This window comes from Pseudomonas sp. Pseusp16 (assembly GCF_047324915.1).
GTDB classification, from domain to species: domain Bacteria; phylum Pseudomonadota; class Gammaproteobacteria; order Pseudomonadales; family Pseudomonadaceae; genus Aquipseudomonas; species Aquipseudomonas fluorescens_CD.
In genome coordinates this window covers 1407991-1421848 of sequence record NZ_CP168522.1, presented here as the reverse complement: position 1 = coordinate 1421848, position 13858 = coordinate 1407991, and the positions used below count along the sequence as shown (strand labels likewise).

Sequence of the window (13858 nt, the reverse complement as noted above, 5' to 3'; positions counted from 1 at the left end):
TAAAGGGTTTTTTAATGATTTTGTTCACTTTAAAGCCAACTTTGAGACGGACCACAAGTTATTCGCTACCGGCTGCCCGGTACAACCGTTTCTGCTCGCCCCCCTCGACAAACGTCCGGGGCTGTCATGAATAGCCAAGGGACTGTCGTCAAATGAAAAGCGCCCCCTAATCGTGGGCTCTTTAATGGAGGTTCTGAAAAAAGCCTCTGGCGATTGAGCCGACGGATTTATCCGCGGCGCCTGAGTCACGAGTTGCCTGGTACGCCAGGCAGGAGAATAACAATATGAAATTCGTGAAAAGTCTTCTGGCTGGCCTCCCCCTGATGGCGCTGGCCATCGATGCTCATGCCTACGTATCAGGTCATGAAGCCGAGCGACTGGGCACCAGCCTGACCTGGGTGGGTGCCGAAAAGGCCGGCAATGCCGATGGCTCCATCCCGCCCTACAACGGTGGCCTGACCACGGCCCCATCCAGTTTCAAGACCGGCGACAGCATGCGCCCGGACCCCTTTGCGGACGAAAAACCACTGCTGGTGATCAACGGCAGGAACGTCGATTCGTACAAAGGCCTGCTGACCGCCACCACCGTAGCGTTGGCCAGGCGCTACCCCGGCTTTCGCATCGACGTGTACCCGACCCACCGCACCGCATCGCTACCACAGGCGATCCTGGACAACAGCCGCACAAATGCCACCAACGCCAGGTCCCTGAACGGCGGGATCGCCATCGACAATGTGATGCCGGGAGTGCCCTTCCCGATCCCGCAATCCGGCGCCGAAGCGATGTGGAATTTCCTGCTGCGCTACCAGGGCGTCAACATCCACTCCAAGTACGACTCCTGGAGCGTCGACACGGCGGGTGTGCCGAGCCTGGCTGTCACCGGCGAGGCATACGTGTCCTTCCCGATTTACGAGAACCTGTCGAAGCCGTTCAGCAGCTCGGACATTTATTATCAGTTGAAACTGTCCTACACCGGGCCTGCGCGCCGAGCCGGCGAGTCGATCATGCTCAAGAACGCCACCAATGCCACAGAGTTTCCTGGCCGCGCCTGGCAGTACATGCCTGCCCAGCGCCGGGTCAAACAGATTTCGATCCTGGCCTACGACACACCCAACCCCGGCACCGCCCGTGCGCTCGAACTGTATGACTGGACGCTGGTCGGCAAGCAGGAAATGATCGTGCCTTACAACACCTACAAACTCACTTACGCGCGCAGCGCCAAATCGCTGACCACCCCCAATTTCGTTTCCCCGGATTTCGTACGCTGGGAAAAACACCGGGTCTACGTCGTGGAGGGCAACCTCAAGCCCGGTGCGACGCACATCTACCAGAAGCGCCGCTTTTACCTGGATGAAGATACCTGGGCCGCGTTGGCCTCCGATCAGTACGACACCAGTGGCCAGCTATACCGTGGTTCCTTCGCGTTCTTCAGCCAGAGCTATGACCAGCAAGTCCCGGATGCCACCCCGTTCATGACCTACGACCTGTCGCGTGGCACCTATAACATCAACGGCGTGGTCGGTCCCCATGGTGGCATCCGCTACATCGAGCCGCTATCGACGGCGCAGTGGGTGCCAGAGTCGATGGCGGGTACCGGTATTCGCTAGGTCTGCGGTGATGCAACGCATCGATGATGCATAAAAAAGCCCCCGGCTCGCGAGAACCAGGGGCTTGAGTGTTCGAGTGGTGCGCGAGCTACAAGGATCAGCTCTCAGAGGAATTGACTGGCTCGTGACTGGCTTCAGCCGCCAGTTTCAATCGGTCGGCTTTACAAATGTATTTAGGCTTGTTCTTCGGTGCCAGTTTGGCACTGGCCTTTTTGGCCTTCTCCTTGAACAGCTGCTTCAGTTTCTTTTGACGGTTCATGTTGTTCTACTCAGCCTGTAATTCTTGAATGATATCAGCTTGAGACATTCAACCGATTCAACTTTGCGGCTCGATGATCCTGAGCCAGGGCCAGCGAGCCTGATAACTTTTCGCCTTCTGATCGAACAGGACTGGCTTGGGGTTCCCTGGATTGATACGCAGCAGCCCGTGCTCTGTGTCGGCCAGGCCGTTGGGCGCATAGACCTCGCCCGTTTCAACATCCAGACCGATGCAGGTGCCGGCAATCAGGTAGCGATCAATCCCGTCCCTGGCCGACTCAAGCTTTGGATAATCCCCACCAAACCGCTGGCCATACCACAGGTGAACGCGAGACTGATTCTTGATCTCAATGTTCACGTCGAGGTCCCGGAACAGATGCTGACCTGACTGGATGACCTCATTTTCGGCTTCCCACGACAGGTCGTCATCGAAGTAAAAGACATCGTAGTCTTTCACGCCCCACTCTGGCGGTCGCTGAGACTGATGATTCCACACGGCCTGGAACAGGCAACCGGCAGTGAGCATGCATTGGCTCAAACCGAGCTCAGGCAAGCGAGCGGAAATTTCTGCGTTTACCGGGTTGGTCATTGCGATCCTGACGAGGCTTTCGACAGTCAATGTCATTTTCATTCCTTAAAAATCGAACGGGTCCCGGCGACCGACAATACCCTCGGTGCTTTTCAAATTCGAGAAGACATTGCCCTTTGCTCTCCTTCGGCCAATCTGGCGCGAATCATGCGTCATTCAGTGGCATGAAGTCGGTGCTGACTATGTGGATGACACTTTTGAAGTGAGCCACCTCAGTGTCTGCCCCGATAATCGATAGCTTACTGACGAATTGTCGAGGTCAAGCATGACGAACGCAACGATGGAACAAGTCAGCCCGCAAACGCTGAGAAGAGTGATTGTGGCCGCCGGCATCGGCAATTTCGTCGAGTGGTTCGACTTCGCCGTCTATGGCTTTCTGGCCACGACCATTGCCCAGCAATTTTTCCCCAGCGGCGATGCCAGTGCCGCGCTGCTCAAGACCTTTGCGGTATTCGCCGTGGCCTTTGCGTTTCGGCCCCTGGGCGGGATTTTCTTCGGCATGCTCGGCGACCGGATCGGCCGCAAACGAACCCTGGCGATGACCATACTGCTGATGGCCGGGGCGACGACCTTGATCGGTCTGCTGCCCACTTATGCGGCGATCGGAGTCATGGCGCCGATTCTTCTGTCCCTGATCCGTTGCGCCCAGGGCTTTTCCGCCGGTGGCGAGTACGCCGGTGCCTGCGCCTACCTGATGGAGCACGCACCGAGTGACAAACGCGCCTGGTACGGCAGCTTCATCCCGGTGTCGACATTTTCCGCCTTTGCCACGGCAGCCGTGGTGGCCTACGCGCTCGAGGCGTCGTTGTCGGCCGAGGCGATGGGCAGTTGGGGGTGGCGTCTGCCGTTCCTGATTGCCGCGCCCCTTGGCCTGGTAGGTCTTTACTTGCGCTGGAAGCTCGATGAGACGCCGGCATTCCAGGCGGTGACCCAGGAACATGCGGTCGCACACTCCCCTCTCAAGGAAACCTTGCGCAACCATGGTGCGGCCATCTGCTGCCTGGGCGCCTTTGTGTCACTGACGGCCCTGTCGTTTTATATGTTCACCACCTATTTCGCGACCTACCTGCAAGTCGCCGGTGGCCTGAGTCGCGCCACGGCGTTGCTGGTGTCACTGATTGCATTGCTGTTCGCTGCGGCGATCTGTCCGCTGGCCGGGCTGTATTCGGACCGGGTCGGGCGTCGAATGACAGTGGTGACGGCTTGCGCACTGTTGATCGTGGTCGTGTATCCATCGTTCCTGATGGCCAGTTCGGGCTCGTTCGCAGCCTCCATCGTCGGCGTCATGCTGCTGGCGATCGGCGCGGTGTTGTGTGGCGTGGTGACTGCGGCCCTGCTCTCGGAAACCTTCCCTACCCGTACCCGCTACACCGCCTCGGCGATTACCTACAACATGGCCTATACCATTTTCGGCGGCACCGCTCCGCTGGTGGCGACATGGCTGATCAGCACCACCGGCAGCAACCTGTCGCCGGCGTTCTACCTGATCGCGGTCGCATTGCTCGCGCTGGCGGGCGGGCTGGCATTACCGGAGACTTCAAGGATTTCCCTGCATGACGTTGCGTCGCAGGAGAAAGGCGCAAGCGTGAGCGCTGCGGCCTGAAAATGGCGTTGCGGGTCAACCGCCCCGGATTCACACGCTACGCTACTGCCTGAGGTTTCCGGACATCAGGCATTAACGTAGCGAAAAAGGGGGAATCAGCCCGTGCAGGCACTCTTTGCGTTTCTCAATGCCAACCCCTACATGCTGCTGTTCCTGGTGGTGAGCCTGGCGGTGTTGATTGGCCGCTTCACCATCAAGGGTTATGGGTTGGGTACAGTCGGCGGCGCCATCGTGGTTGGCTGTGGCATCGCCATTGCCGCATCCCTCTATGGCATCACGTTCAAGCTCGACACGTTCACCATGAACCTCTTCTACTACCTGTTCATGTATGGAGTCGGCTTGCGCGTCGGTCCCTCCTTCTTCAATAGCCTGAAGGATGACGGGCTGAAGTTCACCCTCCTGGCGGTCATTTGCAGTGTGTTCAGCCTGGCCGTGGTGGTTGTGGGCACTCGTCTCTTGAACTTGCCGACAGGCGCGGCCGGCGGAATACTCGCCGGGGCCACGACCATGTCCTCCGCCATCGGCTCGGCCGAACAGGCGGTGGCCTCAGGTGCCGTCCACCTCGCACCGGGTGACACGGTCGAGGGGGTGTCCGCGATGATTACCCTGTCCTATGGCATTACTTACATCTGGGGCACCGTCGGCATCGTACTGATGTGCAAATACATGCCGCGCTGGTGGGGTGTCGATGCCAAGGCGGCAGCCCGTCGTTATGAGGAACAGCATGGGATGCATGATCTCGAGGACGACGGCCTCACCGCTGACAAGGCCTTCGGATTGCGTGCCTATCGCCTGGATAACCGCACGACTGCCGGCTTCACCATCCGCCAGCTGCTCGCTCGATTCCCTGAATATCGTGTCGTCAATGTGCATCGCGGCAATGAGTCGATCGGGGCAGATGCTGATATCCGGTTGCAGTTGGGGGATGTGATTACCCTTGGAGGCACGCGTACGGGACTCACCGCCAACATCGGCCTGATCGGCCCGGAAGTCGATGACGCCAAGGCGCTCGCGGTAACACTGGATCATGCGGAGATCCTGGTGACCGAGAAAGCCGTCATCGGCAAGAAGCTCAAGGAGTTCCGCGGACTGGACCTGGCCGGGCAGGTTCAGCTGACTCGCATCCAGCGCGGCGGTGTACCACTGCCCGCAGGGCCGGAGACCACGTTGCAACGCCGCGATGTGCTTTTCGTCACCGGCCTGTCCGGCGCGGTGCAACGCGCGGGCGAGTTGTTTGGCGTCATCGCCCGGCCCAGCAGCCTGACTGATTTGTTGACGCTGTTTGCCGGAATGACCCTGGGGCTGCTGATCGGTTTGATCCAGTTCCCTGCCTTTGGCGCTTCGGTCGGCCTGGGTAGCGCCGGCGGCCTGATGGTGTCGGGAATCATCGTCTCGTCACTGTCCTCGCGCCTGCGCTTCTTCGGCAATACGCCAAACGCAGCGCGTAACATCCTTGAGGACATGGGCCTGCTGGTGTTCGTTGCCATTGTCGGGATCAATGCCGGCGCCACCCTGCTCGCTCAACTGACGGGAACGCTTGCCGTGCAGATATTCCTCGTGGGCTTCGTCGCCTGCATGCTGCCGCCGTTCGCCGTCTGGGTGGTTGGCTATCACTTGATGAAAATCAATCCGGCGGTACTGATGGGCGGCATGGCCGGCGCCCGCAGTCATTCCGGACCGTGCCAAGAGGCCGCGACAGAGATCGGCAGCAACGTACCGTGGGTCGGTTTTCCCGTGGCGTTTGCAGTCTCGGGAATCCTGCTTACGGTCCTCGGCTACTTCGCCATGGTCTTCGCCAATTGACGCAGCTCACCTGTAGGAGCCAGCTCGCGATGGACTCAAGAGCGCTGCGTCCATCCAATGAACACGCGTTTTCGTTCACGACCATCGCGAGCAAGCTCGCTCCTACACTGAATCCATCAGGGCAATGCATACACCCTGAACAGTTTCTTTACGGTCGGTTGCTGGCGCGCCTTCTTTCACCATGGTCTTCGCGAATTGAAGCTGCTCACCTGTAGGAGCGAGCCCGCTCGCGATGGACTCAAGAACGCTGCGTTCATTCAATGAACACGCGTTTTCGTTAACGTCCATCGCGAGCAGGCTCGCTCCTACACAGAACCCATCAGGGCAACGCATACACCCTGAGCAGTTTCTTCACGGTCGGTTGCTGGCGCGCCTTCTTTCACCATGGTCCCCGCCAATTGACGCTGCTCACCTGTAGGAGCGAGCTCGCTCGCGATGGACTCAAGAACGCTGCGTTCATTCAATGAACACGCGTTTTCGTTAACGTCCATCGCGAGCAGGCTCGCTCCTACACAGAACCCATCAGGGCAACGCATACACCCTGAGCAGTTTCTTCACGGTCGGTTGCTGGCGCGCCTTCTTTCACCATGGTCCCCGCCAATTGACGCTGCTCACCTGTAGGAGCGAGCTCGCTCGCGATGGACTCAAGAACGCTGCGTTCATTCAATGAACACGCGTTTTCGTTAACGTCCATCGCGAGCGAGCTCGCTCCTACAGAATCCATCAAGGCAATGCATACACCCTGAACAGTTTCTTCACGGTCGCGTTGGTCCCGCCCAGATACTGGTCGTAGGCCTTTTCCACGAAGCCCGAGTAATAGGCTTCACTCAGGGCCGTATCGACCAGCAAGCGGAAGTCTTCGTCGTTGCGATCCACGATCATCGCCACCGGCGAATACTCGAAGATGCGGTCCAGGATCATCAGGTTGCTGGCCGCGCCTTCCTTCGCGATTTCGTTTCGCAGCAGCATGCGTTCGGAGAAGAAGGCATCGGCCTTGCCCTGCGCAACCAGCTTGATGCCCTCGTCGATGTTGGCCACGGTCACCAGCGAGGCGATCACGTTGAGCAGGCGCATCTGCTCGCGAATCCAGTCTTCGGTCACGCCCCCTTCAAGGGTCGCGTAGGTGTGGTTGGCCAGCCCATTGTTGATGCTGGCACGCCAGGTCGGGCCGGTATTGGCGACCTTGCCATTGAGCACATTGAGCAAGGGTTCGGCAGCATCGTTGCGCACCACCACCGAAAGGCCGGCGGTGTAGATCGGTATGGAGTAGCTGATCATCTTGCGCCGCTCCAGGGTCGGCGGAGTCGGTGTGCAGAGGATATCGACCTTGCCCTGGCTCACGGCACTGACCTCGTCCGAAATCTTTACAGGCTGGTAGTGCACTTGCAGGTCGGGCAGGCCCAGTTCGCTCTTGAGCTTGTCAGCGACTTTCAGGCACAGGTCGATGGCATAACCGCTGGCTTTATCGCCTTCCTGCTTGCTGAAGGGGGCCAGGTCAGGCAAGTAACCCAGGGTAAAAGTGTGGCTGCTGCGCACGCGTTCAAGGGTGTTGGCGCCGGCCACTAGCGGCAGCGTCAAGAGTGCGAAGGCCAGCAACAGTCTGGTGGTTGTGGCAAATGGTACGTTCATGTCCGGTTTCCCCGTATGCAGATGTCTGTGCAGTCCTGATGGCCACGCCTAAGGATTGCCGGCCCTGGCCTGATTGGCCGGTGTCGCTTCGGTAAAGCGCTTGGCGAGGAATCCATAAAGCAGGTAGCCGACAGCGAGCACCAGGGTGCCGCCCATCACTGCGTCCTTGCCGCAGGCATACAGGGCGTACAAGGAGTACGTTATCGCAATGATCAGTACCACCACGTTGCGCGAGTAGATCGCTTGCGAGACCCCGGCCTTGTGCATGATCACCAGCAGGCCCGTGAGCGCAGTGATATAGGGGATCAGGTTGGTGACCGCTGCCAGGCTGACCAGCTTGCTGAACTGGGCGGCGGCGTCGGGCGAGATGGTCGACAGGGCCATGAGGGTCTGCAGCACGCCGCAGACGATCATGCCGACGACGGGCGCATTCATCGAATTGACCTTGCTGAACAGCTTGAGGAACAGGTTCTGGTCAGCCGTCATCTTCGCGGTTTGCGCCAGGGTGAATTGCCAGCCCAGCAGCGAACCGACACAAGCCATGACCGCCAGGGCCATGACGATATGGCCGACCATCGGACTGAATATCGTGGCGTAGACCAGCGCAAACGGCGCCGAGGACTTGGCCAGCTCGGCGTTGGGAATGATGCCCTGGATGACGGTGGTCGACAGCACATAGACTACGGCGGCACCCAGGGTACCGAACAGGCAGGCCAACGGCACATTGCGCTTGGGGTTTTCCACGGCATCGGTGGCCTGGGCCGCCGACTCCATGCCCAGGAAGGCCCACAGGGTCAAGGGAATGGCTTTGGCGATGGCTTCGGAAGTCGGCAGGCTGTTCGGGTTCCAGGCGGCGGCCAACACATCGGGCTTGAACCAGAACCAGCCGATGATGCTCAGGCCCGCTACCGGGATGATCACGCCCCACACGGTGAATGCGCCGATCTTGCCGGTGATGCCCGGGCCACCGAAGTTGGCGAAGGTGGTCAGCCAGATCAGCGCGATCGTGCCGACGCACAGCGGAATGGCGCCCGTGCCCAGCCACGGCACGAAGGCAGTCATGTAGCCCACCGCCGAAATGGCCACGGCCACGTTGGCGATGGCCAGTGACAGGAAGTACAGGTACGAGCAGAGGAAAAAGCCCGACTTTGAATGGGCTTCTTCGGTGTAGGCGGACAAGCCGCCGGAGCGCGGACAGAACACCCCGCATTGGGCAAAGCAGTAGGCGATGGCCATCGAGCCGATCGCGGTGAAGATCCATGACAGCAGCGAGACGGCCCCCAATTGCGCCATATTGGTGGGCAACATGATGATACCCGAGCCCATCATGTTAACCGTGACCAGCGTCGTGAGCCCCATCAGGCTCATTTTCTTGCTTGAATCAGCCATCGCAAACTCCTTGCCTTGTTCAGAGTCTTGAACCTGGCCTGGCGACGTGCAGCACGCAGCCGGACAGGGGCTAATGCTCACTGCTTGATTACGTAAACCTTGCGGGTCGGGTGCTGCGCAGAATGCAGCTGTCGTCGTGTTCCCGAATCATGGTCACGATCAGGACGAAGAAGCGCTGCGCCAGACAGGAAAATTGCACGGGTATCACGAAAGGAATCCCGGACCCTATCGCTGGCCGCGGTTTTCAAAGCGTTCATAACCAGAATCTCTCGGTCTGCTTGACGTTGAAGTTCCTGGGACGTGTATCTGAGGAGGCATCATGTCCCGGGGTCAGGAGCGATTGCCCTATTGGGTATAGTTCAAATTTACAAACTGTTACTTCTTGCCGGATTATTTTCCGGACCTTTTTGCTTGGTTCATGGCGATGAAACACCCCATCGGTTGTCTCCAACCTCTGGGGTGCTGCTCATCCCGCCGTCAGGTGCGCCCTGCAGAACCCGTGACCGGTAGATTCCCCAGCAGCTTGAGGCCGGTGCTCTTCACGAAAGTCTCATAGTCCATCGGCCTCTCGATACGGGCTTCACCATTAGGCAGCACGTAGGCCCAGGCACGTTGCGACGATGCGTCGTACACCAGCTTGAACAGGCGCGTCGGCACCCAGACCTGGTTGTCGCCGATGGTGGAATGGCCAGGGTCAAACAGCGGACCGGTAAAGACAAACACGTTGCCATCGGCTCGCTTGGCAAATTTCCTGACATCCGATTCGATCTTGCTCCAGATCTTGCGGTTGTTGGTCGGGTCTTGCGGCACCATGTTCGACAGCGCAAAGGACTGGGCCATGGCATTGGGGTTCGGTGCATCGGCGGCCGGGGATTGATGGCCACGGTCCACGGCTGGATGCTGGCTGCGGTAGTCGCTCAACTCAGCGCGCCCACTCTTGGGGATGCGTGGGTCCGGGTAGAACTGGTTGGTGCGCTCCTCCCCTTTGGCGTCCTGCAACTGGGCTGCATTCAGGCGTTCGACCACGACCAGCGGGGTCTTGCTGGTCTGCGAGTACAGCACTGCGAAATTGTCGGAACACAAAGCCATGGGTTTCATGGTTGCCGGCACAGTCGCGGTGTTGATCGGTTTCGCTGCCGGGAACAGATCTGCGCAGCCGTCAAACGACGCCTGTCTCTGTTTGTTCGAGTAGAGGTCCAGGGCCGCGCTCTGGCTGATCGAGCCCGAGCGGGACGTTTGTTCATGATGCGCAGCGGGCGGCTTGAGCAGATCCAGCAGACTGCGGGCTTCTGCCCCGGAAGAGAGCAAAACAAGGGCCGACAGCCCAACTGCAATTTTGCGTAGGTACATGGGTTAAATCTTCGAATGGAGTTGAGGGGTAACCGTATGGCGAGTCCCGATTCACGGAACCAGGTAGAGGCTGTTGCTGGTTATGTGGCGGCGAGCATGCTTTCACTGTCCTTGATCAAATTGCCGATGCGGGGCCGGTCGGTTCCGGGCAGTTCGTCCGCCGAGGGTCGAACGCGGTTTATTGACCATGCCAGCACAGGTTAGTGCTGGGCAGTGCCCGGAATTCTATTCGTCAGTGTCGACCTGGAGCTCACGCAGAATAAACCCAAGTGAATCCGGGGCTGCGCAATGACTTTTTTCCGAGCGCTGTTCATCCCAGGGCATCGCGTCATCGGTGCAGAAATCGCCAACACACTCCATGTTCAACCCGACATCGAGAAGTCCAAGCGGAATCCAGTAGTAAGGCGTCTCGCGAAGAGGATTGGGCACGGTCGAGCCGCATTGCGAGCAAAAGTCATTCCTGTAGCCGCTGGGTTTGCGCCAACTGGTGATCGCACCTTGGCCTTCGTCCCAGCGAAAGTCGCCAGCCTTGACCAGCGTGGCGAGATTATGGCCAACCCCGGTTTGCTTGCGGCACAGGGTGCAATGGCAGCGATAAAAAAATCGTGGTTCAACCGCCAGGGAAAAACGTACAGCCCCGCAAAGACATTGTCCTGATGTCATGTGTCGCTCCATTGAAAAACGATTCACCGGGTTATTTGCCGGCTTGATTGTCGGTGTCGGTAAAGAGGTGGCCGTCATGGTACTGGCCTTTCATTGCCATGGAAAATGCCGTCCCCGGGCGCCGCATCGATGCCTGTGGTGGATGACTTATCCAGCACCGCTCGATACCCTTTCGCATCCAGTTGCCTGACGGCATTCAGGCCAGACCACATTCCATCCAGACGAACAAATAATGAAATCCTCCGCCGGTTTGCTGTTGTCAGGTATCGAGCTGGACCGTGCCAGTTCCATCCCCTTGTACCGCCAGCTCTACTTGCAGATTCGCAAACAGATTCTCAGTGGCAGAATTCAGGGCGGCGTACGCCTGCCGTCCACCCGGACCTTGAGCAAAGAACTGCAGCTTTCGCGAATCAGCATTCTCAATGCGTTCGATCAACTGATTGCCGAAGGTTTTCTGACGTCGCGGACCGGGGCCGGGACCTATGTCGGCCATGAATGGGAAGGCCGCGATATCGATGACGACAAGCACCAGCGCCAGCCTCCTCGCCTGTCCGATCTGAGCCAGTCCATGCTGTCGTTGCGCAGCGATCATTTCCGCGGCGTTTCCTATGCTGACTGGGCGACCGGGAGCCCGACCTCGTTCCTGCCCAGTCACACTGCTTACGATGCGTTCCCGCAAACCGTCTGGAAGCGGCTGTTGAACCGCCACCTGCACAAACCGACCAAGGCCATGCTCGGCTATGGCGAACTGCAAGGATTGCTGGCCCTGCGCGAGGCGATTGCCGAATACGTCTTCGATGCCCGGGGCATCGACTGCAGTGCCGAACAGGTGGTCATCGTTTCCGGCGCCCAGCAAGCCTTCAACCTGCTGGGCATGCTTTTGCTCAATCCGCAGGACAGCTTCTGGATGGAGGATCCCGGGCATATCGCGGCGCGAATTGCGCTCCAGGCCCAAGGGGGGGTGGTCGTGCCGTTGCGTATCGACGAACAGGGGATCGATATCCAGCAAGGCCTGGCTCAGTGTCCTGACGCCCGCCTGGTGTTTACCACCCCTTCACGTCAGCACCCCTTGGGCATCACCATGAGTTACGCCCGGCGCCAGGAACTCATCGACTGGGCCGCGCGCAATCAAAGCTGGATCATCGAGGACGACTGTGACAGTGAGTTTCGCTACAACGGCCGTCCCCTGCCGGCACTCTATGCCATGGACCAATGGGCCCGGGTCATCTACGCCGGAACGTTCAGCAAAGTGCTCTTCCCCTCGCTGCGACTGGGTTACGTGATACTGCCGAACGCCTTGATCGAACCCTTCTGCACCCTGCGCGCGGTCATGGATCGCAGCCCGCCCACACTGCTGCAGGCCGTCACGGCAGATTTCATGCGCGAAGGCCACTTTCTCGGTCATATTCGGCGAATGCGGGCGTTGTACCAGACTCGCCAACAGGCACTGGTCGAACAACTGCAGCAACGATTGGGCACTTTCTTGCGGATCACGCCCGTGGAAGCCGGCATGCACCTGATCGCCTGGCTACCGGCGCATCTCGATGACGACACCCTGGCCAAGGAACTCGGCCAGCATGACATTCATACCTATGCCCTGAGTGACTACTGCGTCGGGCAAGTCTTGCCGCCGGCGCTACTGATCGGATTTGCCAGCACCCCTGAGGACCAGGCCCAAGCGCGCGTCGAGGCGTTTGCCGAGGCCTTGAGCAAGTTGGGCTACCTGCAGCAGGCCACTTGACCCAAGGCAAGTGGTCTTATGATTTAACTGATAATGGATCTATCGAGAGTTCCTGACTGGCGCGATAAAGGCTGCGCCGGCAGACCCGGCGTCTGAACCAGGAACGACTCGAATGAACAATAAGATCCAGGAACGATTCAACGCCTTGCTCAGCCACAAGGCTGTCGAGGCCGGTGCTCCACCCGTACTGACCGAGGCACTGGCCCGCCGGTTGCTCGACCGACTCGGGCAACTGCGCCTGTTTGCGCATGCCTACCCCCTGCTGACCAACCTGACCCACGGCCGTGTCACCCCTGGCGACCTGCTGGACTTCGCCTATCGCCACGAACTGCAGGGGCTGAGCCTGCACTTGCTCGACGGTGAGGCAAACAGCCTGAGTCAAATGACGCCCGCACAGCTTCAGGCATTCGCGGCCAAGGCCAGTGCACTCGGGCTGGATGTGCATCTGGAAATCAGCAGCACCTTGAAAAAAGATGTCGATCAGGTGATCGCCATCGCCAAGGCGCTGGGCACCCGCAACATCCGTGTCTACTCACGCTACGAAGGGGCACTGTCCGGGGTCATGGACCTGATCGAGACAGACCTCGGCTACCTCGCGCAACAGGCAGAAGCGCACGACCTGTTCTTCGACTTCGAGCAGCACGAGGAACTCAAGAGTGATGAAATCGCGCAACTGCTGAACCGGCTGAACCACCCACGGCTGCATGCCCTGTTCGATTTCGGCAACATGATCAATGCCTGCGAACAGCCAATGGCGGCACTGCGCACCCTGGCGCCGCACATACGCCAGACCCACCTCAAGGGTGTGCGCATCGTCCCCGAGCAAAACGGCTTCGGGCATTACGGCGTGCTGCAGGGCTGTGCCGAAGACGACCTGCCCAACGCTCGCATGTTGTTCGAACTGCTGATGCTCGGCGAATCAACCCCGCAAGTGATCGCCTTCATTCTCGAGCAGGAAAACCACTACGTCGCCCCGGCGTTCCGCCAGCTTGACGAAGCCGCCGACCCGTTCATCGCGTACCGGGAAATGAGTGAAACAGCGTTGCCGCAAGGCTACTCGCTGGAGCGAATGCTGGCCGATGAACACCGGTGGGCAAACAACCAGGTCGCCTACGTACGAAAACTGTTGGCCGAGTTCCGGACACTGGCCGAGTTGACCCTGGCCCATTGCCCTGACGCCTGAACCTGCTGTGCCGACCGGCACTGCCTATCCAATTACGCCTGGA

General features: G+C 59.3%; 13 protein-coding genes. 6 read left to right on the top strand and 7 right to left on the bottom strand.

From position 1 onward, the window contains the following. Positions 1 to 284 precede the first annotated feature (284 nt). Positions 285 to 1607: a DUF1329 domain-containing protein gene (locus tag ACEN8Q_RS06195; protein ID WP_413425866.1), complete on the top strand. Its 1323-nt coding sequence runs from the start codon at positions 285 to 287 to the stop codon at positions 1605 to 1607. A gap of 97 nt (positions 1608 to 1704) precedes the next feature. Here the strand turns inward: ACEN8Q_RS06195 and ACEN8Q_RS06190 are convergent, their stop codons facing one another. Further along, a complete protein-coding gene (locus ACEN8Q_RS06190; RefSeq protein WP_413425864.1) occupies positions 1705 to 1866 on the bottom strand; it encodes a DUF2986 domain-containing protein in 162 nt (53 codons plus the stop codon). Positions 1867 to 1923: 57 nt separating this feature from the next. Next, on the bottom strand, positions 1924 to 2454 hold the full coding sequence (locus tag ACEN8Q_RS06185; RefSeq protein WP_413425939.1) for a nucleotidyltransferase family protein: 531 nt from the start codon (positions 2452 to 2454) through the stop codon (positions 1924 to 1926). Between ACEN8Q_RS06185 and ACEN8Q_RS06180 the strand changes: the two genes are divergently transcribed. The 3 genes from ACEN8Q_RS06180 (at position 2350) to ACEN8Q_RS06170 (ending at position 5860) form a co-directional block, all read left to right on the top strand. Next, positions 2350 to 2622 (top strand): hypothetical protein, encoded by a 273-nt coding sequence (locus tag ACEN8Q_RS06180; RefSeq protein WP_413425943.1) that lies wholly within the window; start codon positions 2350 to 2352, stop codon positions 2620 to 2622. The genes ACEN8Q_RS06185 and ACEN8Q_RS06180 overlap by 105 nt on opposite strands. A gap of 97 nt (positions 2623 to 2719) precedes the next feature. After that, complete coding sequence (locus ACEN8Q_RS06175) at positions 2720 to 4057, top strand: MFS transporter (RefSeq protein ID WP_413704742.1); 1338 nt, start codon at positions 2720 to 2722, stop codon at positions 4055 to 4057. A 102-nt stretch (positions 4058 to 4159) separates the two neighbouring features. Further along, positions 4160 to 5860, top strand: coding sequence for an aspartate:alanine exchanger family transporter (locus ACEN8Q_RS06170; RefSeq protein WP_413425860.1), 1701 nt, complete (start codon positions 4160 to 4162; stop codon positions 5858 to 5860). Positions 5861 to 5962: 102 nt separating this feature from the next. Here the strand turns inward: ACEN8Q_RS06170 and ACEN8Q_RS06165 are convergent, their stop codons facing one another. From ACEN8Q_RS06165 to ACEN8Q_RS06145, 5 genes are all read right to left on the bottom strand, one after another. Further along, complete coding sequence (locus ACEN8Q_RS06165; RefSeq protein WP_413704741.1) at positions 5963 to 6148, bottom strand: hypothetical protein; 186 nt, start codon at positions 6146 to 6148, stop codon at positions 5963 to 5965. A gap of 435 nt (positions 6149 to 6583) precedes the next feature. Next, entirely contained in the window at positions 6584 to 7489 is a 906-nt protein-coding gene (locus ACEN8Q_RS06160) for an amino acid ABC transporter substrate-binding protein (protein ID WP_413428020.1), read from the bottom strand. A 48-nt stretch (positions 7490 to 7537) separates the two neighbouring features. Beyond that, the gene (gene potE, locus ACEN8Q_RS06155) at positions 7538 to 8878 is read right to left on the bottom strand and encodes a putrescine-ornithine antiporter (protein WP_413428019.1); all 1341 of its coding nucleotides are present in this window, start codon (positions 8876 to 8878) and stop codon (positions 7538 to 7540) included. A 477-nt stretch (positions 8879 to 9355) separates the two neighbouring features. Then, complete coding sequence (locus tag ACEN8Q_RS06150; RefSeq protein WP_413704740.1) at positions 9356 to 10228, bottom strand: DNA/RNA non-specific endonuclease; 873 nt, start codon at positions 10226 to 10228, stop codon at positions 9356 to 9358. 225 nt (positions 10229 to 10453) lie between these two features. Then, positions 10454 to 10891 carry a GFA family protein gene (locus ACEN8Q_RS06145; protein WP_413428022.1) on the bottom strand — a complete coding sequence of 146 codons (438 nt, stop codon included), beginning with the start codon at positions 10889 to 10891 and terminating at the stop codon, positions 10454 to 10456. Between the two features lie 232 nt (positions 10892 to 11123). On the opposite strand from ACEN8Q_RS06145, the gene ACEN8Q_RS06140 reads away from it, so the two are divergent. Together ACEN8Q_RS06140 and ACEN8Q_RS06135 are read left to right on the top strand one after the other, a co-directional pair. Further along, positions 11124 to 12632 carry a PLP-dependent aminotransferase family protein gene (locus ACEN8Q_RS06140; protein ID WP_413428017.1) on the top strand — a complete coding sequence of 503 codons (1509 nt, stop codon included), beginning with the start codon at positions 11124 to 11126 and terminating at the stop codon, positions 12630 to 12632. 112 nt (positions 12633 to 12744) lie between these two features. After that, complete coding sequence (locus tag ACEN8Q_RS06135) at positions 12745 to 13815, top strand: sugar phosphate isomerase/epimerase family protein (RefSeq protein ID WP_413704739.1); 1071 nt, start codon at positions 12745 to 12747, stop codon at positions 13813 to 13815. The last annotated feature ends 43 nt before the right edge of the window (positions 13816 to 13858 follow it).

What these genes read in the sequence shown, in the direction of transcription:
- ACEN8Q_RS06195 (WP_413425866.1), top strand. Translation starts at nt 285, where the DNA reads ATGAAATTCGTGAAAAGTCTTCTGGCTGGCCTCCCCCTGATGGCGCTG.
- ACEN8Q_RS06190 (WP_413425864.1), bottom strand. Translation starts at nt 1,866, where the DNA reads ATGAACCGTCAAAAGAAACTGAAGCAGCTGTTCAAGGAGAAGGCCAAA.
- ACEN8Q_RS06180 (WP_413425943.1), top strand. Translation starts at nt 2,350, where the DNA reads ATGATTCCACACGGCCTGGAACAGGCAACCGGCAGTGAGCATGCATTG.
- ACEN8Q_RS06185 (WP_413425939.1), bottom strand. Translation starts at nt 2,454, where the DNA reads ATGACCAACCCGGTAAACGCAGAAATTTCCGCTCGCTTGCCTGAGCTC.
- ACEN8Q_RS06175 (WP_413704742.1), top strand. Translation starts at nt 2,720, where the DNA reads ATGACGAACGCAACGATGGAACAAGTCAGCCCGCAAACGCTGAGAAGA.
- ACEN8Q_RS06165 (WP_413704741.1), bottom strand. Translation starts at nt 6,148, where the DNA reads ATGGACGTTAACGAAAACGCGTGTTCATTGAATGAACGCAGCGTTCTT.
- ACEN8Q_RS06160 (WP_413428020.1), bottom strand. Translation starts at nt 7,489, where the DNA reads ATGAACGTACCATTTGCCACAACCACCAGACTGTTGCTGGCCTTCGCA.
- potE (WP_413428019.1), bottom strand. Translation starts at nt 8,878, where the DNA reads ATGGCTGATTCAAGCAAGAAAATGAGCCTGATGGGGCTCACGACGCTG.
- ACEN8Q_RS06150 (WP_413704740.1), bottom strand. Translation starts at nt 10,228, where the DNA reads ATGTACCTACGCAAAATTGCAGTTGGGCTGTCGGCCCTTGTTTTGCTC.
- ACEN8Q_RS06145 (WP_413428022.1), bottom strand. Translation starts at nt 10,891, where the DNA reads ATGACATCAGGACAATGTCTTTGCGGGGCTGTACGTTTTTCCCTGGCG.
- ACEN8Q_RS06140 (WP_413428017.1), top strand. Translation starts at nt 11,124, where the DNA reads ATGAAATCCTCCGCCGGTTTGCTGTTGTCAGGTATCGAGCTGGACCGT.
- ACEN8Q_RS06135 (WP_413704739.1), top strand. Translation starts at nt 12,745, where the DNA reads ATGAACAATAAGATCCAGGAACGATTCAACGCCTTGCTCAGCCACAAG.